The following is a 21,928-nucleotide window of genomic DNA, read 5'->3' as shown; positions in this document are numbered from 1 at the left end:
ACCTACAGGACGACGTGCTTCTGGAACTGCACGATGCTCGCGAACTCATCGAGCTGGAGGCTGGCCCCGCCCACGAGCGCACCGTCGATGTCGGGTTCGCGCATGAAGGATGCGATATTGGACGACTTGACCGATCCGCCGTAGAGGATGCGCGTGGCGGCGCCCGTCTCGTCGCCGAGCAGCTCGGCGAGCTCGCCGCGCAGGGTCACGGCGACATCCTGCGCCTGCTGCGGAGTCGCGGGCTGACCGGATCCGATGGCCCACACGGGCTCATAGGCCACGACGAGCTCCTGGCCGCGCTGCACCGGACCGAGCGCCTCGCGGAGCTGCTTGACCGGGATGGCGCTGGCGCCATGCCGCTCCAGGTCCTCGGCCGTCTCGCCGACGCACAGCACGGGGATCAGACCGTGCCGGATCGCGGCGGCGACCTTCTCGGCGCAGTCGGCGTCGGTCTCGCCGTGATATTCGCGACGCTCGGAATGGCCGATGAGAACGTACCGGCAGTCGAGACCCTTGAGGAACGCACCCGAGATCTCGCCCGTGTACGCACCGCTGTCGAACCTCGAGAGGTCCTGCCCGCCGAAGGCGATCGGCAGGTCGTCGGACCCGACGAGCGTTTGCACCGACCGCAGGTCGGTGAAGGGCGGGAACACCGCGACCTCGACGGCCTTCGTGTCGAGCTTCGCGTCGCGGAGGGTCCAGGCCAGCTTCTGCACGAAGGCGATCGACTGCAGATGGTCGAGGTTCATCTTCCAGTTGCCGGCGATGAACGGCGTGCGCGCTGTGCTCACGGTGCCCTCACTCTCGTGTCCAGCCCAGGGCTTCGAGCCCGGGCAGCGTCTTGCCCTCGAGGAACTCGAGGCTGGCCCCGCCGCCCGTCGAGATGTGACCGAAGTCGTCGTCGGCGAAGCCGAGCTGCCGCACGGCCGCGGCCGAGTCGCCGCCCCCGACGACGCTGAGCCCGTCGACCTCGGTGAGCGCCTGCGCCACTGCGCGGGTGCCGGCGGCGAACGGCTCGAGCTCGAACACTCCCATGGGGCCGTTCCAGAACACCGTCGCGGAGCCGCAGATCGCCTGGGCGAACGCCGCGGCGGTGTCGGGACCGATGTCGAGACCGAGCCCGTCGGCTCCGGCCGACGTCGACTCGATCCCGTCGATCGTCGTGACCTCGTAATGCGCGTCGGCGGCGAAGCGATCCGCGACCACGACATCCGTGGGCAGCAGGAGCTCCACGCCGCGCTCGTGCGCCTGGTCGAGATAGCCGCGCGCGGCCTCCAGACCGTCCGCGTCGAGGATGCTCTTGCCGATCGCGTGACCCTGCGCGGCGAGGAAGGTGAACAGCATCCCGCCGCCGATCAGCAACCGGTCCACCCGCGGCAGGAGCGCATCGATGACGCCGAGCTTGTCGCTGACCTTCGAGCCGCCGAGCACGACCGTGTACGGGCGTTCCGGCTCGCCGCTGGTGAGTCGCTCCAGCACCTCCAGCTCGGCCTGTACCAGGCGACCCGCGGCACTCGGCAGGAGCTTCGGCAGCTCGTAGACGCTCGCGTGCTTGCGGTGGGCGGCGCCGAAGCCGTCCTCGACGACGGCGTCGCCGAACCGGGCGAGCCGCGTCGCGAACTCCTCGCGGTGCGACGCGTCCTTCGAGGTCTCATGCGCGTGGAAGCGCAGGTTCTCCAGGACCGCGACGCCGCCGTCCTGCAGGGCGGCGACGGCCTTCTCGGCGTCGTGCCCGACCGTGTCGGCGGCGAACGCCACCGGTGCTCCGAGCAGTTCGCCGAGTCGCGTCGCGACCGGGGCGAGCGAGTACGCCGGGTTCTCCTCGCCGTCCGGGCGGCCGAGGTGCGAGATCACCACGACCCGCGCCCCGGCGCCCGTCAACTCGCGCAGCGTTCCGAGCGATGCCCGGATGCGACCGTCATCCGTGATCTCGCCATCCCGCAACGGCACATTCAGGTCGCAGCGGACGATGACGCGCGTGCCGGCGAGGTCGCCGAGCGATTCGATCGTGCGCAGCCGTTCGGAGCTCGGCACGTCTACAGGCGCTCGGCGACGTACTCGGTGAGGTCGACCATCCGGTTCGAGAATCCCCACTCGTTGTCGTACCACGCCGAGATCTTGACCTGATCGCCGAGGACCCGGGTCAGCCCGGCGTCGAAGATCGACGAGTGCGGGTTGCCCACGATGTCGCGCGAGACGATCTCGTCCTCGGTGTACTGCAGGATGCCCTTGAGCGGCCCGTCGGCGGCCGCCTTGTACGCCGCCTTGATCTCGTCGACCGTGACCGGCTTGGAGGCCGTCAGCGTGAGGTCGGTGATCGAGCCCGTCGGGGTCGGCACGCGGAGCGCGTAGCCGTCCAGCTTGCCGTTGAGCTCGGGCAGGACGAGCCCGATGGCCTTGGCGGCGCCGCTCGAGGTCGGGATGATGCTGAGCGCGGCGGCACGGGCCCGGCGCAGGTCGCTGTGCGGCCCGTCCTGGAGGTTCTGATCCGCCGTGTAGGCGTGGACCGTGGTCATGAGCCCGCGCTCGATGCCGAACGCGTCGTTGAACACCTTGGCGAGCGGCGCGAGGCTGTTCGTGGTGCACGAGGCGTTCGAGATGATGTGGTGGTTCGCCGGGTCGTAGTCGGTGTGGTTGACGCCGATGACGAACGTGGCGTCCTCGTTGCTGGCGGGCGCCGAGATGATGACCTTCTTCGCGCCGGCGGCGATGTGGGCCTTGGCCTTCTCGGCGTTGGTGAAGAAACCGGTCGACTCGATGACGATGTCGACGCCGAGCTCGCCCCAGGGCAGGTTGCCGGGATCGCGGTCGGCGAGCACCTTGATGCGCTTGCCGTCGATGACGATGCTGTCGCCGTCGACCGAGACCTCGGCGTTCAGGGTGCCGAGGATCGAGTCGTACTTCAGCAGGTGCGCGAGGGTCTTCGGGTCGGTGAGGTCGTTGACGGCGACCACATCCAGGTCGCTGCCCTGGGCGAGGGCCGCGCGGAAGTAGTTGCGTCCGATCCGGCCGAAGCCGTTGATGCCGATCTTGACGGGCACGGAAGATTCTCCTTGCCGGACGCGCGTCCGCGCGCCGCAGTTCGAGGGGTGGTGGTGGCGTGGACGGCGGCGACCGGGGCCGTAAGCCTGCGCTTCGGCCCGGCCGCGTCGCCTCTTACGACAGTAGCAGCAGGCCCTCGGTCTTCTCGCGCGCGGTGGTGAAGCGCTGATCGGCGTTCTGCCAGTTGGCGATGTTCCAGAACGCCTTGACGTAGTCCGCCTTGACGTTGAGGTAGTCGAGGTAGAACGCGTGCTCCCACATGTCGAGCTGGAGCACCGGGATCGTCGCCTGCGCGGTGTTCGCCTGCTGATCGAACAGCTGCTGGATGATGAGCCGCTTGCCCACGGGATCCCACGACAGCACGGCCCAGCCGGAACCCTGGATGCCGGTCGCGGCGGCCGTGAAGTGCGCCTGGAACTTGTCGAAGCCGCCGAAGAACTCATCGATCGCGGCGGCCAGCTCGGTGCCCTCGGGCTTTCCCTGGCCGTCGGGGGTCAGGTTGGTCCAGAAGATCGAGTGATTGACGTGACCGCCGAGGTTGAACGCGAGGTCCTTCTCGAGCTTGTTGACGTTCGCGAGGTCGCCGGAGTCGCGCGCCTCGGCGAGCTTCTCGAGAGCGGTGTTCGCACCGGCGACGTAGGTCGCGTGGTGCTTGTCGTGGTGCAACTCCATGATCTTGCCGCTGATGTGCGGCTCGAGGGCTGCGTAGTCGTACGGAAGATCGGGCAGCGTGTATTCGGCCATGACTCGAATCTAGTGATCCGAGCGGGGCCCGCGCCGGGGTGTGACGCCCTACTCCAAGCCTTCGGGAAGGTTGGCGTCGGTGCCCGGGATGCCGCGATCGCTCGCGCTCTTGTCGGCCATCGCGAGCAGACGCCGGATGCGCCCCGCGACCGCGTCCTTCGTCATCGGCGGATCGGCGTGGTGTCCGAGCTCGTCGAGGCTCGCATCGCGATGGCTCAACCGCAGCTCCCCTGCGTAGCGCAGGTGGCGCGGCACGTCCTCGCCGAGGATCTCGAGCGCCCTCTCCACGCGGGAGCACGCGGCGACGGCGGCCTGGGCGCTGCGCCGCAGGTTGGCGTCGTCGAAGTTGACGAGGCGGTTCGCGGTCGCGCGCACCTCCCGGCGCTGGCGCAGCTCCTCCCACGCGGCGACGCTCTGCGCCGCTCCCATGAGCCGCAGCATCGCCGCGATGCTCTCGCCGTCGCGGATCACGACCCGGTGCACGCCGCGCACCTCGCGGGCCTTGGCCACGATGTGCAGCCGCCCCGCGGCGCCGACGAGCGCCATCGCCGACTCGTTGCCCGGGGCGCTCACCTCGAGCGCGGCCGAGCGTCCGGGATCGGTGAGCGAGCCGTGGGCGAGGAACGCGCCACGCCAGATCGCGGCGAGCTCCTCGCGCGATCCCGTGGTGAGCCGGTTCGGCAGCCCGCGAACCGGGCGGCGCCGCGCATCCAGCAGACCGGTCTGCCGGGCGAGGGTCTCACCGCCCTCGACGACCCGCACGAGATAGGTGCTGCTGCGGCGCAGGTTGCCGCCGGAGATCACCGAAACCTCGCTGCGGACGCCGTAGAGCTCGGCGAGGTCCTTGCGCACCCGCCGCGCGATGTCCGGAGAATCCAGCTCCGACTCGACCGCGATGCGGCCGGAGATGATGTGCAGGCCGCCGGAGAAACGCAGCAGCGCCGCGAGCTCCGCGGCCCGCACCGACGTGCGACCCGCTTGAACGGCCGCCAGCTCTTCCTTGACGTCGGCGGTCAATGCCACGCGCTCCGCCCTTCTCTCGTCGCCCTACTCGCGCCCGAGATCTCGATGCTTGACGCTCACCGTCACGTCCGGAAGGGCGCGCAACCGGCGCCCGAGCTCCTCGGCGATGGCGACCGAGCGGTGCTTCCCGCCCGTACATCCGATAGCGATCGTAGCGTGCCGCTTGTTCTCCCGACGGTACCCGGCGAGTACAGGTGCCAGGGCGGCGACGTAGGCGTCGATGAACTCGGCGGCGCCCTCTTGATCCAGCACGTATTTCTCGACGGCGGGGTCGAGTCCCGTGAGGGGTCGCAGTTCCGGCACCCAGAACGGGTTGGGCAGGAACCGGCAGTCGGCCACGAGGTCGGCGTCGGAGGGCAGACCGTACTTGAAGCCGAAGCTCTCGACCGCGATGCGGGTGGTCTGATCGGCCGCCTCGGAGAACTGCTCGGCGATGACGGCGGCGAGCTGATGCACGTTGAGGTCGCTCGTGTCGATCACGACGTCGCTCTGGTTGCGCAGGTCGGCCATCCGGGCGCGCTCCGCCGCGATGCCGTCGAGCAGCGTGCCGTCGCCCTGCAGCGGATGCGGGCGCCGGACCTGCTCGAACCGCCGCACGAGCGCCTGGTCGGTCGCATCCAGGAACACGACCCGCAACTCCGACGCCGTGCCCCGCAACGACTCCAGGGCGCTCTGCACGTCGGCGAAGAGCCGTCCACCCCGCACGTCGACGACGGCGGCGACCCGCGGGATCGTGTCGCCCGTGTGCTCGGCGAGTTCGACGAGGGGCGCAGCATCTGCGGCGGCAGGTTGTCGACCACGTACCAGCCGAGGTCCTCGAGCGCATCGGCGGCCGTCGAGCGACCGGCACCGGACATGCCCGTCATGATCAGGATCTGACGGTCGGTCGGCATGGCTCTAGTCTTCCGCAGGCTCGGCCGTGTCGGGGGCCAGCCGCGCCACGATCGACTCGGCGAGAACCGGACCGATGCCCTTGACCTGGGCGATCTCGTCGCGCCCGGCCGCACGCAGCCGCTTGACCGACCCGAAGTGCTTCAGGAGCGTCTTGACCCGGGCGGGGCCGAGGCCCGGCACCTGGGAGAGCTGCGATCCGATGTCGTTCTTGCGCTTCTGCCGCTGGAACGTGATCGCGAACCGATGCGCCTCGTCACGGATGCGCTGGATCATGAACAGGGCCTCGCTGTTGCGCGGCAGGATGACCGGGAAGTCCTGGCCGGGCAGCCAGATCTCCTCGAGCCGCTTCGCGATCCCGGCGACCGGGATGTCGTGGATGCCGAGCTCTTCGAGCGTGCGCGCCGCGGCCTCCACCTGCGGCTGCCCGCCGTCGACCAGGATCAGCCCGGGCCGGTAGGCGAATCTCCGGCGCCGACGCTGCCCCGGGGCGTCCTCGTCCAGCGGCGCATCGTCGTCGTCATCGCCGGCGGCCACGTCCTCCTCGACGCCCGAGATGTCCTCGTCCTCGAGATGCGCGAGCCGGCGGCCGAGCACCTGGTGCAGTGACTCGAGGTCGTCGGCGTAGCCGGGGATGGCGAACTTGCGGTACGCGCTCTTCTTCGGCAGCCCGTCCTCGAACACCACCATCGAGGCGACGATGTTCGTTCCGCCGAGATGCGACACGTCGTAGCACTCCATCCGCAGCGGCGCCTCGGGCAGGCCCAGCGCCACCTGGATGTCGTTCAGCGCCTCCGTCCGCGCGACGTAGTCGGCCGAACGACGGTTCTTGTAGAGGATGAGCGCCTGCTTGGCGTTCAGGCGCGCGTTGTCCATCACCCGGGCCTTGTCGCCGCGCTGCGCGGTGCGGATGGTCACCGCTCCCCCGCGCGGCCGCATCCCGGAGAGCCAGGTCTCCAGCGCGCTCGCATCCTCGGGCAGCGCGGGCACGATGATCTCGCGCGGCGGCACGTCGGTCTCGTATGCCGTCTCGAGCATCTGCTCGACCAGTTCGCCGGTCGTCAGGTCGAGCTCCTTGTCGACCACCCAGCTGCGCACACCGCGGATGCGGCCACCGCGCACGACGAACTGCTGGATCGCCGCCGCGAGCTCGTCCTCCTCGACGCCGAACACGTCGGCCTCCGCGCTCTCGGGCAGCACGACCGCGCTCTTCTCGAGCACGTTCTCGAGCGCCTGGATGCGGTCGCGGAGCCGCGCGGCCTCCTCGTACTCGAAGGCGGCGGCGGCCTCGTTCATCGCGCGCTTGAGATGCGTGATCACGCTCGTGTCGTGGCTCGCCATGAACGCGACGAACTGGTCGACGATCTCGCGATGCTCCTGAATCGTCACGGTCTGCGAGCATGGGCCGCCGCAGCGCCCGATCTGGCCCGGGAAGCACGGGCGCCCGGTCTGCATGGCGCGCTGGTAGCTCGAGTCGGAGCACGTCCGGATCGGGAACGCCTTCGTCATCAGGTCGATGGTCTCGCGGACGGCCCACATCTTCGGATACGGCCCGAAGTACCGCGCGCCTGGGATCCGGTGGTTGCGCGTGACCATGACCCGCGGCGCCTCGTCCGCGAGGGTCACCGCCATGTACGGGTAGCTCTTGTCGTCGCGGAACTTGACGTTGAACGGCGGATCGAACTCCTTGATCCAGGTGTATTCGAGCTGCAGCGCCTCGACGTCGCTGGCCACCACGGTCCACTCGACGCTCGTGGCCGTCATCACCATGCGCCGGGTGCGCTGGTGCAGGCTGCGCAGCGGCTGGAAGTAGTTGCCGAGGCGCGCCCGCAGATTGATGGCCTTACCGACGTAGATGACGCGCCCGTTGGCCCCTCGGAAGCGGTAGACGCCCGGCTGCGTCGGGATGTCGGACGGCTTCGGTCGCCAGTCGCGCGCGGCGCGGTGCGCGAGATCGCCCTCGCCCATGGCGATGCGCCCGGGCCCGGCGATGCCGAGCGATGCCATCAGCTGGCCTTCTTGCGCGCCGTCGTCACCCGACCCACGCCGGTGGACTCCGCCTCGAGCAGCTCGCGCAGGAACACCCCGGTGTGGCTGCCGGGCGCCTCGGCGAGCTCCTCGGGCGTGCCGGTGGCGATCACCTTGCCGCCGCCCGATCCGCCCTCGGGGCCGAGGTCGACGATCCAGTCGGCGCTCTTGATCACGTCGAGGTTGTGCTCGATGACGATGACCGTGTTGCCCTTCTCGACGAGCCCGTTCAGCACGAGCAGCAGCTTGCGCACGTCCTCGAAGTGCAGTCCCGTCGTCGGCTCGTCGAGCACGTAGACGCTGCGCCCGTTGGAGCGCTTCTGCAGCTCGGTCGCGAGCTTGACACGCTGCGCCTCACCGCCGGAGAGGGTGGTCGCGCTCTGCCCGAGCCGCACGTAGCCGAGGCCCACGTCGACGAGGGTCTTGAGGTAACGATGGATCGCACCGATCGGCTCGAAGAACTCCGCGGCCTCGCTGATCGGCATGTCGAGCACCTCGGCGATGTTCTTGCCCTTGTAGTGCACCTGCAGCGTGTCGCGGTTGTAGCGCGCGCCGTTGCAGGTCTCGCACACCACGTACACGTCGGGCAGGAAGTTCATCTCGATCTTGAGCGTGCCGTCGCCCTGGCAGGTCTCGCAGCGGCCGCCCTTGACGTTGAAGCTGAACCGGCCGGGCTGGTAGCCGCGCGCCTTCGCCTCCATCGTCTCCGAGAACAGCGTGCGGATGCGGTCGAAGACGCCGGTGTAGGTCGCGGGATTCGACCGCGGGGTGCGCCCGATCGGCGCCTGGTCGACGTGCACGACCTTGTCGAGATTCTCGAGCCCAGTGACCCGGCGGTGCCGACCCGGCACCTGGCGGGCGCCGTTGAGCTGGTTGGCGAGCACCTTGTAGAGGATGTCGTTGACCAGGCTCGACTTGCCCGACCCGCTGACGCCCGTGACGGCGGTGAACGTACCGAGCGGGAAGTCCACCGTCACGTCCTGCAGGTTGTTCGCCTTCGCGCCCTCAACCGTGATGATGCGATCGCGATCGACGGGACGGCGGGTGTGCGGCATCTCGATCGCGCGCCGCCCGGCGAGGTAGTCGCCCGTGATCGACGCCCGGTCCTCGAGCAGCGACTCGTAGTCGCCCGAATGGATCACGACGCCGCCGTGCTCCCCCGCGCCGGGGCCGATGTCGACGATCCAGTCGGCCGTGCGGATGGTGTCCTCGTCGTGCTCGACCACGATCAGGGTGTTGCCGAGGTTCTTGAGCTTGACGAGCGTGTCGATGAGCCGCCGGTTGTCGCGCTGGTGCAGGCCGATCGACGGCTCGTCGAGCACATAGAGCACGCCCGTCAGACCGGAGCCGATCTGGGTCGCGAGCCGGATGCGCTGCGCCTCGCCGCCGGAGAGGGTCGCGGCCGCGCGCGCCATGGTCAGGTACCCCAGCCCGACCTCGAGCAGGAACTCGAGTCGCAGCCGGATCTCACGCAGGACCTGCGCCGCGATCTTGGTCTCGCGTGCGGTCAGCTCGAGCTTCTCCATGAACCCGTAGGACTCCTGGAGGCTGAGCTCCGCGACCGCCGAGATCGAGTTGCCGGCGACCTGCACGGCGAGCACCTCCGGCTTGAGCCGCTGGCCGTGACAGACCGGGCAGGGGATCTCGCGTAGGTACTCGCCGTAGCGCTGCTGCGACCAGTCGCTCTCGGCCTCGAGGTACTTGCGCTCGATGTACGGCATGACGCCCTCGAAGCCGGTCGTGTACTTCATCGTGCGGCCGAAGCGGTTGCGCCACTGCACCTGCACCTCGAAGTCGTTGCCCTGCAGGATCGCCGCCCGCACCTCGTCGGAGAGATCGGACCACGGCGTGTCGAGGTCGAAGTGCAGGTCGCGCGCGAGCCCCTCGAGCAGCCGGCTGAAGTAGCTGTACAGGCCCTTGCCGCCCTGGTTCCAGGGGAGGATGACGCCCTCGTTGAGCGTGAGGCTCGGGTCGCCGATGAGGAGGTCGGCATCCACCGCCATCTTGGTGCCGAGGCCGGAGCACTCCGGGCACGCGCCGAACGGTGCGTTGAACGAGAACGTGCGCGGCTCGATCTCGGTGAGCGCGATCGGGTGCCCGTTGGGGCAGCTCAGCTTCTCGCTGAAGGTGCGGAACTTGGTCGTGGACTCGGCGGGCTGGTCGACGAAGTCGATGCCGACGATGCCCTGGGTGAGCCCGAGCGCCGTCTCGACGGAGTCGGTGACGCGAGTGAGCAGGTCGTCGGAGGCGACCAGCCGGTCGACCACGACGGAGATGTCGTGCTTGTACGACTTCTTGAGCACGGGCGGCTCGGTGAGCTGCACGGTCTCGCCGTCGACGACCGCGCGCGAGTAGCCGCTCGCGCTCAGCTCCTTGAAGAGGTCGACGAACTCGCCCTTCTTCTGCGAGATCACCGGCGCGAGCACCTGATACCGCGTGCCGGTGGGCAGCTCCATGAGCTGGTCGGCGATCTGCTGCACCGTCTGGCGCTGGATCGGCTCGCCGCAGATCGGGCAGTGCGGGATGCCGATGCGCGCCCACAGCAGCCTCATGTAGTCGTAGATCTCGGTGATCGTGCCGACGGTGGAGCGCGGATTGCGGTTGGTCGACTTCTGGTCGATGCTCACCGCGGGCGAGAGCCCCTCGATGAAGTCGACGTCGGGCCGGTCGACCTGCCCGAGGAACTGCCGCGCGTACGCGGAGAGCGACTCCACGTACCGCCGCTGCCCCTCCGCGAAGATCGTGTCGAAGGCGAGGCTGGACTTGCCCGAGCCGGAGAGCCCCGTGAACACGACGAGCGAATCCCGGGGATCTCGAGGTCGACGTCTTTGAGGTTGTGCACCCGCGCGCCGCGGACGCTCAGCTTCTGGGGGCCGGGAACGGGTGAGATCGACACTCCCCCATTCTACGAAGACCACCGACATCGCGCCGGGAGCGGATTCGCGATGGAATGGCGGGATGCGCATCCGGGCGGTCATCGCGGCCGCCGCGGTGCTGCTCTCGCTCGCCGGCTGCACGAGCGGCGCGTCGCCCGTGCCGCGGGTCTCGATCCCCGGTCTGCTCGGGGGCGGCGGCGCGACGGGGACGGCGCAACCGCTCGACACGTCCGACATCTGCGCCGTGTTCCCCGTGGCCGCGGTCGCGACGAGCTCCGGATGGCGGCTCTCCTCGGCCACGGCCGGCACGTCGACCGCGGGGTCGGCCCCGGCCGTGCAGTGCACGTACTCGGGGGTCGACGGCACGCTGCGCCTGCTCGCCGCCCCGGGCGGCGACGACGCCGCGCTCACCGCCCTCATCGCCTCGCCCGACCTCGGCGGGGGCGCCATCGTCGTCACCGGGCTCGGGGATGCGGCGCAGGCGGCCCTGGACGGCATCGTCGTGCGTTATGGCGACGACGTGCTGGCGATCGTCGAAAAGCCGGCCACGACGGCTCTGCCGCTGGCGATCACCCAGCGCCTCGTGATATCCCTCCGGGACCGCCTCACGCGGTAGCGTGCGGCATGGGCGTGCGGATCTCGACGGTGGGTGCCGTGACCGTGCAGCGAGACGGCCGGTCGCTGCCCGCCGGTGCGCTCGACGCCCGCCGCTCGCGTGTCGTGCTCGTCGCGCTCGCCCTCAGCCCCGCCGGTCTGGGCTCGCGCGCACTCGCCGAGCGTGTCTGGGACGCACCGCCGTCGACCTGGTCGGCCGCGCTGCGCGGCACGATCCTCGCCCTGCGGTCCGCCCTCGATCCGATCGGCCTCGGCGGTCAGGAGCTCGTGCGCACGACCGATCAGGGCTGGGCGCTGGCTCCGGATGCCGCGGTCGACCTGCTCGAGGCGCGCGCCGCCGCCGATCGTGCCGAGACCGAGCTCGCGGCGGGTCGCGCCGAGACCGCGCTCGAGCTCGCGACGGCGGCCAGGCCGCGCGGCGATCTGCTGCCCGGCGAGGACGGCGAGTGGCTCGACGAGCCGCGCGCGCAGCTGGCGGCGGTGACCGAGCGGCTTCTCGCGATCGAGGGCGACGCCGCCCTGGAACTGGGGCGGGGGCCCGCGGCGGCGGCCGCGGCACGGGAGCTGCTGGAGCGCAACCCGCTCGACGAGCGCCCGCAGCGCACCCTGATGCGGGCGCTCGCCCTCTCCGGTGACCGGGCCGGCGCCATCCACGCGTTCGAGGAGTTCCGGACGGTGCTGGCCGAGCAGCTGGGCGTGGATCCGGGCCCGGCGACCGCCGCGGCGTACCTCGAGGTCCTGCGATCGGGGGCATCCGGCGGCGGCACGCTCCCCGCTCCCCGCGCAACGGCTTCTACGGCCGGCAGGACGAGCTCGCCCGCATCGCGGCTGGTCTTGCGGCGCCGGGGTTCATCGTCGTGCTGGGCCTAGGCGGCGTCGGTAAGTCGCGGCTCGTGCTCCGCGCGGCGCATGCGGCCGCGGATGCCGTCCCCGGCGGGCGCTACTGGGTCTCGCTCGGCGACCTGCCGAGCGCGGATCTGGTCGCGGTGGCCGTCGCTCGCGCGGTCGGTGCCGATGAGGGGCCCGACCCGATCGGCGCGGCGACGGCGGTGCTCGCGCCGGCCGGTGCCGCGCTCTTGGTGCTGGATGGCTGCGAGAACGTGGTCGACGGCCTCGCCGAGACGGTCGCCGCCCTCGCGGAGGCCAACCCCGAGCTCCGGGTGCTGGCGACATCGCGCCGGCCTCTCGACCTCCCCGCGGAGCGCAAGGTCGAGCTGGCTCCGTTCGAGCTGCCGGCCGGTGACGCGGCGTTCGCGCGGAGTGCGGCCGTGCAGCTGCTCGCCGACCGGCTCGCGGCGCGGGGCCAGGCGCTGGCCCTCGACACGCGCAACGCGGCGGCGGTCCGTGCGCTCTGCGAGCGATGCGGCGGGGTGGCCCTCGCCCTCGAGCTCGCGGCGGCGCAGCTCGGTTCGATGGCGGTCGCCGACCTGCTCGATGGACTGCCGACGGTCTCGCGCGGCGCCGAGGACGTCGTGCACTCCCTGCTGGCGCAGAGCTACCAGTCGCTGGACGAACGTGAATCCGCCCTGTTCCGCGCCTGGGGCGCGGTGGACGGGTCGCTCTCGCTCGGAATGGCCACCGCGCTCGTCGCGGACGGCACGGCACCCGGTCGCGTGGCCCGCCTGCTCGCCGAGCTCGCGGACGGCGGCCTGCTCGGAGTGGACCGCTCCGGCCCGCGCTGGCGCTATAGGCAGGATGACCAGGTGCGCGCGTTCGCGCGGGAGCGCCTCGACGAGACGGAGGGTCCGGGCGACGTACTCGCGGGGCTCGCCCGGGCCGTGCGGGCCCTGCTGCCCGAGGACGCCAGGACGCCTCCCGGCGGCTTCCGCGAGTCGGTGACGGATGCCTCCGATGCGCTGCGCACCGTGCTCGAGGCCGCCGCGAGCGGTCGGCTCGATCGCTCGGTCGGGCTCGAGCTCGCCTTCCGCCTCCACCGGTACTGGACGGTCGTCGGGCTCGCGGAGGGCCGCTACTGGCTCGCGCGACTGCTCGACGGGGCCGGCGATGACCGCTGGGCTCCGCTCGCGACGTTCGCCGCCGGCTACCTCGCGTACTGGGCCGGCGACACCGCGGCGGCCGGCGATCTGCTCGAGACGGCGGCGGAGCGCCTGCGGGGCGTCGAGGACTCCTTCGCCGCACGCGCGCTCGTCTTCGCCGCCGGGATCGCCGACGACGAGGACCGCCCGCAGGCGGCGCTGCGCGACATCCGGGCCGCCATCGAGCTCGCCGACACGACGGACGACGCCAACCTGCAGGTCACCGCCGCCATGGGTGTCGCGAGCATCCTCGCCGAACGCGGCGATGCCGACGCCATCGGATTCACCGACCGCGCCCTCACGATCTGCCGGGAAAAGGCGTCACGGGACCAGCTGCTCGCGACCCTCGCGACCGCGTCGATGATCGCGTGGCAGGTCGGCGACCTCGACGCGGCCAGACGCTGGATCGCCGAGGGCGAGCCCCTCCTGCGCGAGGAGGCGCGCATCGCGCGAGTGGTGCTCGCGGTTGCTGCGGCGGGCGTCGCGATGGCGGAGGCCCGCCTCGAGCAGGCGGCCCGGCTGGTGGAGCGGGCGGTGGCCGACGGCGAGGAGCTCGGCGTCGAGCGCGAGCTGCCCCTGGCCCATGCGCTGCGGGCGCGCATCGCGCTCGTGCGAGGTCGCCCGGCGGATGCCGTGGCCCCCACGCTCGCCGCGCTCGACACGGCGGATCGGCTGGCCTACCGGTATCCGCTCGCGATCGGCCTGGAAACCGCCGCGCTGCAGTGCGACGACGAGACCGCGGGGATCCTGCTCGCGACCGCGGCGGTGATCCGGGCCGAGGGCGATCGTCCGGCGCCGCACTCGCTCGCGGTGCCCGCGGTCCTCGGCGAAGCGATCGATCCGGCGGCGGCGGCTGATCTCGCGCGTTCGGTGCTCACCCGAGTGACCCGATGAGAACAGCGCGAAGGCGACGGTGCCTCAGATGTGCCCCGCGGTCGCCATCTGCCGCAGCTCCTTCTTCATGTCCTGGAGCTCGTCGCGGATGCGGGCCGCGAGCTCGAACTTGAGCTCCCCCGCGGCCTGCAGCATCTGCTGGTTGAGGTCGGCGATGATCGCCTCGAGCTCGTTCGCTCCCCGGCCCCGATGCCCTCCCTGCGCAGGTTGGGCGTGGGCGAGCGCCGGCGCGATCCGTCGGAGGTGGACCGCCCGGCGAGCAGCGCGGCCGTGTCGGCCTCCTCGCGCGCGAGCACCGCCGTGATGTCGGAGATGCGCTTGCGCAGCGGCTGCGGGTCGATGCCGCGCTCCGTGTTGTAGGCGATCTGCTTCTCGCGACGCCGATCGGTCTCCTCCAGCGCGTTGCGCATCGAGTCGGTCATGTTGTCGGCGTACATGTGCACCTGGCCGTTGACGTTGCGCGCGGCACGGCCGATGGTCTGGATGAGCGACGTGCCGGACCGCAGGAAGCCCTCCTTGTCGGCGTCGAGGATCGCGACCAGCGAGACCTCGGGCAGGTCGAGTCCTTCGCGCAGCAGGTTGATCCCCACGAGCACGTCGTAGACCCGGCGCGGAGCTCGGTGAGCAGGTCGACGCGGCGCAGGGTGTCGACGTCCGAGTGCAGATATCGCACCCGCACGCCGTGCTCGCCGAGGAACGCGGTCAGCTCCTCCGCCATCTTCTTCGTCAGCGTCGTGACGAGCACGCGCTCGTCGCGCTCCGCCCGCACCCGGATCTCCTCGAGGAGGTCGTCGATCTGCCCCTTGCTGGGCTTGACCACGATCTGCGGATCGACGAGCCCCGTCGGGCGGATGATCTGCTCGACGACCCCGTCGCCCATGCCGAGCTCGTACCGCCCCGGCGTCGCCGACAGGTAGACCTTCTGCCCGACCCGCTCGAGGAACTCCTCCCAGCGCAGCGGGCGGTTGTCGAGCGCGCTCGGCAGCCGGAAGCCGTGCTCGACCAGCGTGCGCTTGCGGCTCGCGTCGCCCTCGTACATTGCGCCGATCTGCGGCACCGTCACATGCGACTCGTCGATCACGACCAGGAAGTCGTCGGGGAAGTAGTCCAGCAGAGTGTTCGGCGGCTCGCCCGGGTTGCGGCCGTCGATGTGGCGCGAGTAGTTCTCGATGCCGGAGCAGAACCCGATCTGCTCCATCATCTCCAGATCGAAGGTGGTGCGCATGCGCAGCCGCTGGGCCTCGAGCAGCTTGCCCTGGCGCTCGAACTCCGCCAGCCGCTCCGCGAGCTCCTCCTTGATGGTGCCGATCGCCCGGTGCATCGACTCCGGGCTCGCCGCGTAGTGCGTCGCCGGGAACACCGAGACCGCGTCGAGCTTGGCGACGACGTCGCCCGTGAGCGGGTGCAGCGAGTAGAGCGCCTCGATCTCGTCGCCGAACATCTCGATGCGCACGGCGAGCTCCTCGTAGACGGGGATGATCTCGATCGTGTCGCCGCGCACCCGGAACTTGCCGCGCGAGAAGTCGACGTCGTTGCGCTCGTACTGCATGTTGAGGAACCGCCGCACGAGACGGTCGCGTGAGATGTGCTCGCCGACCTGCAACGCCGTCATCGCGCCCAGGTACTCCTCCGCCGCGCCGAGACCGTAGATGCAGGACACCGTGGAGACGACCACCACGTCGCGCCGGCTCAGCAGCGAGTTGGTGGTCGAATGCCGCAGCCGCTCCACCTCGGAGTTGATCGACGAGTCCTTCTCGATGAACGTGTCCGTCTGCGGCACGTAGGCCTCGGGCTGGTAGTAGTCGTAGTAGCTCACGAAGTACTCGACCGCGTTGTTCGGCATGAGCTCGCGGAACTCGTTGGCCAGCTGAGCCGCGAGCGTCTTGTTATGGGCGAGCACGAGGGTCGGGCGCTGCACCTGCTCGATCAGCCAGGCGGTCGTCGCCGACTTGCCGGTGCCGGTCGCCCCGAGCAGCACGATGTCGGTCTCCCCGCCTGCACCCGGTGCGCGAGCTCCTGGATGGCCTGGGGCTGGTCGCCGCTCGGCGTGTACTCGCTCACGACCTCGAAGGGCCGCACCGACCGGGTGGGTTGCATGGTGTCCAGGCTAGGACGCGCCACCGACGAGCGCCGGATAAGGATCCGCTGTGAAGGGCCGCCGCGAGTCTGAGCATTTCCCTAGGGTTGTGAGCATGTCGACGACCGACGAGCGTCCGCGAGTCCGCCCCACGCCGATCCTGTTGCACCGACGCCGTGGCATGGTCATCGTCCTGCTCTGCGTCATGTACTTCATCGCGTACTTCGATCGCAACAACATCGCGACGGCCGCGCCGCAGATCATGGGCGACCTGCACCTCTCCAACGCCGAGTTCGGCCTTGCCATCTCGGTGTTCTCGCTGTTCTACGCCCTCTTGCAGATCGCGGGCGGATGGGTGGGCGAGAAGTTCGGCCCGCGCCTCGGCCTGCTCGTCCTCGGGGTGCTGTGGGGCCTGTCGACGCTGTTCACGGGCATGGCGGTCGGCCTGGTGACGCTGCTCGTCGCCCGCGCCCTCCTCGGTCTGAGCGAGTCGGCGACGTTCCCCACGGCGACACAGGCGATGAGCCGGTGGGTGCCGCGCGATCGCAACGGATTCGTCCAGGGCATCGTGCACTCCGCCTCCCGGCTCGGCAACGCGGCGGCGCCCATCACGGTGGCGTGGTTGATCCAGCTCGTCGACTGGCGCTTCTCCTTCATCTCGGTCGGCGTCCTGAGCATCCTGTGGGCGCTGATCTGGTACCTGATGTTCCGCGACCGCCCCAGGGACGTGAGGGGCATCAGCAAGGTCGAGCTCGCCGAGATCCCCGACATCCCCAAGGCCGCCGACCGCCCGCCGGTGCCGTGGCGGCGGCTCATCCGGTCGATCCTGCCGGTCACGCTCGTCGATTTCGGCTACGGCTGGGCGGCGTGGATGTTCTTCACCTGGATCCCGACGCTGCTGGTGAGCACCTACCACCAGAACATCAGCAAGTACGGTCTCGCGACGAGCGCGATCCTCGCCGGCGGCGTCATCGGCGACTGGCTGGGCGGCGTGCTGAGCGACGCGATCCTGCGTCGCACCGGCAACGCTCGCAACGCCCGCCGCACCCTGCTGCTGATCGGGTTCATCGGGGCGATCGTGTTCATGGTGCCGCTCGTGTTCACGCCACCGCTCCCGTTCGCGATCGCGACGCTCGCCCTCGCGTTCTTCTGCCTCGAGCTCACCAACGCGCAGCTGTGGTCGATCCCGATGGATGTCGCCCCGACCTGGTCGGGCACGGCCAGCGGCATGATGAACACCGGCTTCGGCGTCGCCGGCATCATCTCGCCGATCGTGGTCGGCGCGCTCGTCGACTGGACCGGGAGCTTCGCCTTCCCGTTCGGGCTGTCCGCCGGCATCCTGGTGGCCGCCACGATCCTCGCCGCCGTCATGCGGCCCAAGGTGGTCGACCCGATCGCCCCGCCCGAGGAGCGCGTGACGGCGTAGAGCGGCTCAGCCGCGCCAGCGCCGCCCGGCCAGCGCCAGGCTCAGCGGCGAACGGCGCGCGAGATCGGCGATCAGGTACGACAGCCCGATCACGATCAGGTACGCGACCAGCGTGAGCCACGGCGTGGGCACGTGGGCGGGGACCCAGCCGGCGCCGATCCAGAGCAGCACCCACAGCAGCATCGGGTGCACGAGGAAGATGCCGAACGATCGGTCGGAGATCCGGTCGACGGCCCGGGCGAAACGCGCCCCGTCGACGCGCCGATCCGCCCACCAGGTGCCGATCGCGAGGAAGCCGAGAACCACACAGGTCGACCAGACCATGATCACGGGCTGTAACGGCGTCCCCGCGTGGTACAGGCTCATGCCGACCACCCAGTGCTGGATCGCGAACACGCCGAGGGTGAGCACCGCGCCGCCCAGCACGAGCAGGCCGATCGCGCCGCGATGTGCGCGCACCCAGGCGAGGAACGCGGGCGCGTGGTCGGCGGCGATCGCGCCGGCGATGATGAAGAACGGGTAACTCCAGAAGAACTGCTTCTCGGCGGCGCCGTACCAGCCGAGCGACCCGGGGTGATAGAGGTACACCGCCGTGATCGCGAGCTGGATGACGAAGAAGATCGCGAGCACGAGCCGGTGGTGGCCGCGCGTCCTGCGCACGAACCACACGATGAGCGGGACGAGCAGGTACACCTGCATCGTCACGAGCAGGAAGTACAGGTGGTACCAGGCGGATCCGGTCACGATCCGGTACAGCAGGTCGACCACGTACTGCACGGGAGCCTTGTCGCTCTGGCTGTAGAGGTTGGAGGCAACGTAATAGATGACCGACCAGGCGACGTACGGCACGCCGACGAGCAGGAACCGCTTCGGCCAGAACTGCCGCATGGGCTTCGGCCGGTTGAGCTGCCCCAGCATGAGCACGAACGCGGTGAGCGCGAAGAAGACCAGCCGGGTGATGTGCAGCAGGCCCAGGAGGCCGTAGAGCGGGACGTCGTCCGACGCGATGGTGTGGCTGGTCACGTGCACGCCGATGACGCACGCGAAGGTCAGGATGCGGACGACATCGACCTCGTACAGTCGTTTCACGCCGGAGTCTCCGCCGCCATCCGGCGGACCTCGGCGCGACGGATCTTGCCGGCGGGCGCGCGCGGCAGCTCGGCGACCAGGTTGATCTCGACGGGTCGCTTGAAGCGTGCCAGCTGCTCCTCGCAGCGCTCACGCAGCGCCTCGACGTCGACGGCCGCCCCGTCCACCGGGATGACGTAGGCGACCGGGATCTGGCCGAGGACGTCGTCGGGCCGCCCCACGACCACCGCCTCGAGCACGTGCGGGTCGCCGAGCAGCACCTCCTCGACGTCGATGGGGTACACCTTCTCACCGCCGCGGTTGATGACGTCGTCGCTGCGGCCCGCGAGGGTCACGAGGCCGGAGCCGTCGATGGCGCCGACGTCGCCGGTGCGCAGCCAGCCGTCGTCGTCGAACCGGTCGGCCGCCGCGTCGAAGAGATAGTGCCGGATGATGCCCTCACCGCGCACCCAGAGTTCACCGGTCTCCCCGCGGTCAGACGCTCCCCTCCGGTGACCGGACCTCGACCTCCCCGCCCTGCGGCCGTCCGACTCCGCGCACCTCGGCGGCGTCCTGAGGGTCGGTCGCCGTGATCTGACTCGCGCCCTCGGTCATGCCCCAGCTGAGGATGAACGGGATGCCCGCGAACGCCTCGCGCACGTGGTCGGGCAGCGGGGCGGATGCGGAGCGGATGAAGCGCAGCGTCTCGGGCGGATCGAGCTCGCCCGTGCGCGCGAGCACCGCGAGGATCGCCGGGACGGCGTTGAGCCACGTGATGCGGCGCTCGTGCAGGAGCTCCCAGAATCCGGTGCGGCGGAAACGCGCGTCGAGCACCGTCGTCGAGCCGGCGACGAGGGTCGCCAGCACACCGATCACCTGCGGATTGACGTGGGACAGCGGAAGCGGGTTGAAGCCGCGATCGCCGGGTCCGAGGCCGTGGTGCGTCGCGATGCGCGCGGCGACGTACAGCAGCTGCGGCTCCGGCAGCTCCACGCCCTTGGGGGTGCCGGTCGAACCCGAGGTGAACAGCACCGCCGCGCCCGCGCCGGTGGGCTCGGCTGCTGCTGCCGGCGTGCCCTCTCCCGCCTCACCGGGCGCGAGGTCGGCGCCGACGGCGGTCCACGGGGCGCCGGGGACGGCACGATCGTCTCCGCGATCGCCGACCGTCATGCCCGCTCCGCGGATCAATCCGGCGATGCGCGCCGGCTCTTCACGGCTCGCGCCGTGATCGATCGTGATGGCCCGGAATCCGCCCGAGACGACGGCCAGCTGCAGCACCGTGGTGGCGAGCACGTCGTCGGTGTCGATCAGCACCGCCGCCGACGGTCCGAGCCCCGCACCCGCGAATCGCTCGTGCCAGGCGGCGACGAGGCGCTTCAGCTCACCGGCCGTGACGACGCGGTCCGAGCGGGCGTCCTCGAACAGCACGTGACCCGGGTCCTCGGCCGCTCGCCGCGCGATCAGCGACGACAGGGTCGGCGAGAGCATCCCCGATCCTACCGAGCGCTCCTAGGACGCGATCCCGGAGGGCTGCCGGACGGCACGCAGCATCGCCGCCCAGACCTTCTGGAACACCGGGCTGTCCTGGTGCCCACGCGGACCCCGATCGGTGATGAAGAGGCTGTGCGACTGGCGGCGGTCGCCGATCCTGCGATCGGTGACCAGCTGATGAGCCAGCCGGTGCGGCGGCGTGCTCCCGAGCAGCTGGGGCCGCCCGGGCAGGTGCAGGGCGCGCCAGGAGCCCGTGATGCGATCCGCGTACATGTCGCGGCGGGAATCGAAGGCGTAGTAGCGCGTCACGGGGGTGACACCCGGGTGCGCCATCCATGCGGCCGTGACACCGTCGACCGACTCCACCGGAGACCCGAACATGAGCACGCCCTGCACGGCGTGGTGGTGAGCGATGAACGCGGACTCGCCACCCCCTGCGAGTGCCCGGCCACGACGATCCGGCCCCAGCGCACGTGGTCACCGTGGGCGAAGCGCCCCCAGCCGCCGTGCGGATCGTGCCGGTCGAGCGTGGTCAGGGCCCGCCGCAGCCGGTCGAGGATCGAATCCTCCGGGGCGATCGCCGAGAAGCGGGTCGGGTGGCTGCCGTCGAACCGATTGGCCTGCAGGTCGCTGTAGCAGTTCGCGTCCCGCTCGCAGGTCCGTGCGACGGAACGGCCGCGGTTCCAGTAATCCAGCGCGAGCACGTGGTAGCCGAGATCGCCGGCGGTGTTCAGGAACTGCCGGTAGTCCCGCGGCACGGCGCCGGTCGCGGGCAGGAACAGCAGCAGTGGTCCGCGTGCATCGGAGCGCATCGCGACGTTGCGCGCGTTCGGCGAGTACCGGATGCCGTGCGCCCGGAGCCGGAACACGTCGCGCACGAGCGGAGCCAGGACGGCCGCAACCGGCTGCGATGCGGCCGGCGGCGTCGCCGCGTCGGTCGGCACCGCCAGCGGCGGATCGTCCGGCGTCCCCAGGGCCGTGCCGCTCACGACCCCGGCGATCATGAGGACGACGGCGCCCGCCCTGATCAGTCCCGTGGTCCGCACGCAAGGAGCATAGGTGAGCCGCGCGTCAAGGGGTGGCTGCAAACGCGTCGAAAACGCTCAGGAATCGCGCCGGAGCCGTTCCCAGAGCGCATCCGTCTGCGCGCGGGTCTCGTCGAGCGTGCCGTTCGCGTCGATCACGATGTCGGCGGCCGCGACGCGCTCGTCGTCGCCGGCCTGCGCGGCGATGCGGCGCCGCGCGTCGTCCTCGCTCATCCCGCGCAGCGACACCATGCGCCGCACGCGCTCCTCGGCGTCGGCGACGACCGCGACGATGAGGTCGAACTCCGCCGTGCGGTCGGTGTCGACCAGCAGCGGCACGTCGTAGACCACGATCGCCTTCGGATCGGCGGCCGCGGCCGCGGCGAACAGCTCGTGCGAGCGCCGCGCGACCGCCGGATGCGTGATCGCGTTCAGCAGGTGCCGCTTGTCGGGCTCCGCGAAGACGGCGGCGCCCAGCCGCGCCCGGTCGAGCGAACCGTCGGGGCGCACGAACTCCGGACCGAGCTCCGCGGCGATCCGGGCAAGGGCGGGTGTTCCCGGCTCGACCACCTCACGGGCGATCCGATCCGCGTCGACGACCACCGCCCCGTGCTCCGCGAGCCGCGCGGCGACCGCCGATTTGCCGGATGCGATTCCTCCGGTGACCGCGATGAGCTGCACCCGTCGATGCT

General features: G+C 70.7%; 16 protein-coding genes and 3 pseudogenes. 4 read left to right on the top strand and 15 right to left on the bottom strand.

The annotated features are described in order from the left end of the window. Positions 1–2: 2 nt before the first annotated feature. From tpiA to uvrA, 8 genes and pseudogenes are all read right to left on the bottom strand, one after another. Positions 3–791 carry a triose-phosphate isomerase gene (tpiA, locus tag QQK35_RS18880; protein ID WP_284255523.1) on the bottom strand — a complete coding sequence of 263 codons (789 nt, stop codon included), beginning with the start codon at positions 789–791 and terminating at the stop codon, positions 3–5. A gap of 7 nt (positions 792–798) precedes the next feature. After that, positions 799–2,034, bottom strand: coding sequence for a phosphoglycerate kinase (locus QQK35_RS18875; RefSeq protein WP_284255522.1), 1,236 nt, complete (start codon positions 2,032–2,034; stop codon positions 799–801). Positions 2,035–2,036: 2 nt separating this feature from the next. Further along, positions 2,037–3,041 carry a type I glyceraldehyde-3-phosphate dehydrogenase gene (gene gap, locus QQK35_RS18870; RefSeq protein ID WP_284255521.1) on the bottom strand — a complete coding sequence of 335 codons (1,005 nt, stop codon included), beginning with the start codon at positions 3,039–3,041 and terminating at the stop codon, positions 2,037–2,039. Positions 3,042–3,156: 115 nt separating this feature from the next. Continuing rightward, positions 3,157–3,786: a superoxide dismutase gene (locus tag QQK35_RS18865; RefSeq protein WP_284255520.1), complete on the bottom strand. Its 630-nt coding sequence runs from the start codon at positions 3,784–3,786 to the stop codon at positions 3,157–3,159. 48 nt (positions 3,787–3,834) lie between these two features. Next, on the bottom strand, positions 3,835–4,809 hold the full coding sequence (gene whiA / locus QQK35_RS18860; protein WP_284255519.1) for a DNA-binding protein WhiA: 975 nt from the start codon (positions 4,807–4,809) through the stop codon (positions 3,835–3,837). Positions 4,810–4,833: 24 nt separating this feature from the next. Further along, positions 4,834–5,702: pseudogene (gene rapZ, locus QQK35_RS18855) on the bottom strand (RNase adapter RapZ). Between the two features lie 4 nt (positions 5,703–5,706). Continuing rightward, on the bottom strand, positions 5,707–7,668 hold the full coding sequence (gene uvrC / locus QQK35_RS18850; protein ID WP_284255772.1) for an excinuclease ABC subunit UvrC: 1,962 nt from the start codon (positions 7,666–7,668) through the stop codon (positions 5,707–5,709). Positions 7,669–7,706: 38 nt separating this feature from the next. Beyond that, positions 7,707–10,624 (bottom strand): annotated as a pseudogene (uvrA, locus tag QQK35_RS18845) (excinuclease ABC subunit UvrA). Between the two features lie 62 nt (positions 10,625–10,686). On the opposite strand from uvrA, the gene QQK35_RS18840 reads away from it, so the two are divergent. The 3 genes from QQK35_RS18840 to QQK35_RS18830 are packed head-to-tail and all read left to right on the top strand — an operon-like array spanning position 10,687 to position 14,149. After that, positions 10,687–11,220 (top strand): hypothetical protein, encoded by a 534-nt coding sequence (locus QQK35_RS18840; protein ID WP_284255518.1) that lies wholly within the window; start codon positions 10,687–10,689, stop codon positions 11,218–11,220. Between the two features lie 8 nt (positions 11,221–11,228). After that, on the top strand, positions 11,229–12,089 hold the full coding sequence (locus QQK35_RS18835; RefSeq protein WP_284255517.1) for an AfsR/SARP family transcriptional regulator: 861 nt from the start codon (positions 11,229–11,231) through the stop codon (positions 12,087–12,089). After that, positions 12,077–14,149: an ATP-binding protein gene (locus QQK35_RS18830; protein ID WP_284255516.1), complete on the top strand. Its 2,073-nt coding sequence runs from the start codon at positions 12,077–12,079 to the stop codon at positions 14,147–14,149. The genes QQK35_RS18835 and QQK35_RS18830 overlap by 13 nt, the downstream gene beginning before the upstream one ends. Before the next feature lie 24 nt (positions 14,150–14,173). Here QQK35_RS18830 and uvrB read toward each other — a convergent pair. After that, positions 14,174–16,246 (bottom strand): annotated as a pseudogene (gene uvrB / locus QQK35_RS18825) (excinuclease ABC subunit UvrB). Positions 16,247–16,341: 95 nt separating this feature from the next. Here uvrB and QQK35_RS18820 point away from each other — a divergent pair. Beyond that, complete coding sequence (locus QQK35_RS18820) at positions 16,342–17,652, top strand: MFS transporter (RefSeq protein WP_284255515.1); 1,311 nt, start codon at positions 16,342–16,344, stop codon at positions 17,650–17,652. Between the two features lie 6 nt (positions 17,653–17,658). Here QQK35_RS18820 and QQK35_RS18815 read toward each other — a convergent pair whose 3' ends face one another. Genes QQK35_RS18815 through coaE form a run of 6 tightly spaced genes read right to left on the bottom strand, consistent with a single transcriptional unit; the run spans position 17,659 to position 21,917 of the window. Then, entirely contained in the window at positions 17,659–18,741 is a 1,083-nt protein-coding gene (locus QQK35_RS18815) for an acyltransferase (protein ID WP_284255514.1), read from the bottom strand. Then, positions 18,738–19,190 (bottom strand): class I adenylate-forming enzyme family protein, encoded by a 453-nt coding sequence (locus QQK35_RS20065; RefSeq protein WP_348534982.1) that lies wholly within the window; start codon positions 19,188–19,190, stop codon positions 18,738–18,740. Before QQK35_RS20065 ends, QQK35_RS18815 begins: the two co-directional genes overlap by 4 nt. A gap of 25 nt (positions 19,191–19,215) precedes the next feature. Further along, a complete protein-coding gene (locus QQK35_RS18800) occupies positions 19,216–20,208 on the bottom strand; it encodes a class I adenylate-forming enzyme family protein (RefSeq protein WP_284255513.1) in 993 nt (330 codons plus the stop codon). 21 nt (positions 20,209–20,229) lie between these two features. After that, positions 20,230–20,544: a hypothetical protein gene (locus tag QQK35_RS18795; RefSeq protein ID WP_284255512.1), complete on the bottom strand. Its 315-nt coding sequence runs from the start codon at positions 20,542–20,544 to the stop codon at positions 20,230–20,232. Then, positions 20,517–21,257, bottom strand: a complete 741-nt coding sequence (locus tag QQK35_RS18790; protein ID WP_284255511.1) for a BPSS1187 family protein — start codon at positions 21,255–21,257, stop codon at positions 20,517–20,519. Before QQK35_RS18790 ends, QQK35_RS18795 begins: the two co-directional genes overlap by 28 nt. A gap of 57 nt (positions 21,258–21,314) precedes the next feature. Next, on the bottom strand, positions 21,315–21,917 hold the full coding sequence (gene coaE / locus QQK35_RS18785) for a dephospho-CoA kinase (protein ID WP_284255510.1): 603 nt from the start codon (positions 21,915–21,917) through the stop codon (positions 21,315–21,317). Between the last annotated feature and the right edge of the window lie 11 nt (positions 21,918–21,928).

It is taken from the genome of Pseudolysinimonas kribbensis (assembly GCF_030161895.1).
Taxonomy (GTDB): Bacteria; Actinomycetota; Actinomycetes; order Actinomycetales; family Microbacteriaceae; genus Pseudolysinimonas; species Pseudolysinimonas kribbensis.
The sequence above is the reverse complement of the archived record's forward strand: the minus strand, read 5'-3'. Positions and strand labels throughout refer to the sequence as shown.

Bases quoted from the DNA above. Each gene is read 5' to 3' on its own strand.
- QQK35_RS18865 (WP_284255520.1), bottom strand. From the start codon at position 3,786: ATGGCCGAATACACGCTGCCCGATCTTCCGTACGACTACGCAGCCCTC.
- QQK35_RS18840 (WP_284255518.1), top strand. From the start codon at position 10,687: ATGCGCATCCGGGCGGTCATCGCGGCCGCCGCGGTGCTGCTCTCGCTC.
- uvrC (WP_284255772.1), bottom strand. From the start codon at position 7,668: ATGGGCGAGGGCGATCTCGCGCACCGCGCCGCGCGCGACTGGCGACCG.
- QQK35_RS18835 (WP_284255517.1), top strand. From the start codon at position 11,229: ATGGGCGTGCGGATCTCGACGGTGGGTGCCGTGACCGTGCAGCGAGAC.
- QQK35_RS18800 (WP_284255513.1), bottom strand. From the start codon at position 20,208: ATGCTCTCGCCGACCCTGTCGTCGCTGATCGCGCGGCGAGCGGCCGAG.
- QQK35_RS18795 (WP_284255512.1), bottom strand. From the start codon at position 20,544: ATGGCGCACCCGGGTGTCACCCCCGTGACGCGCTACTACGCCTTCGAT.
- QQK35_RS18820 (WP_284255515.1), top strand. From the start codon at position 16,342: ATGTCGACGACCGACGAGCGTCCGCGAGTCCGCCCCACGCCGATCCTG.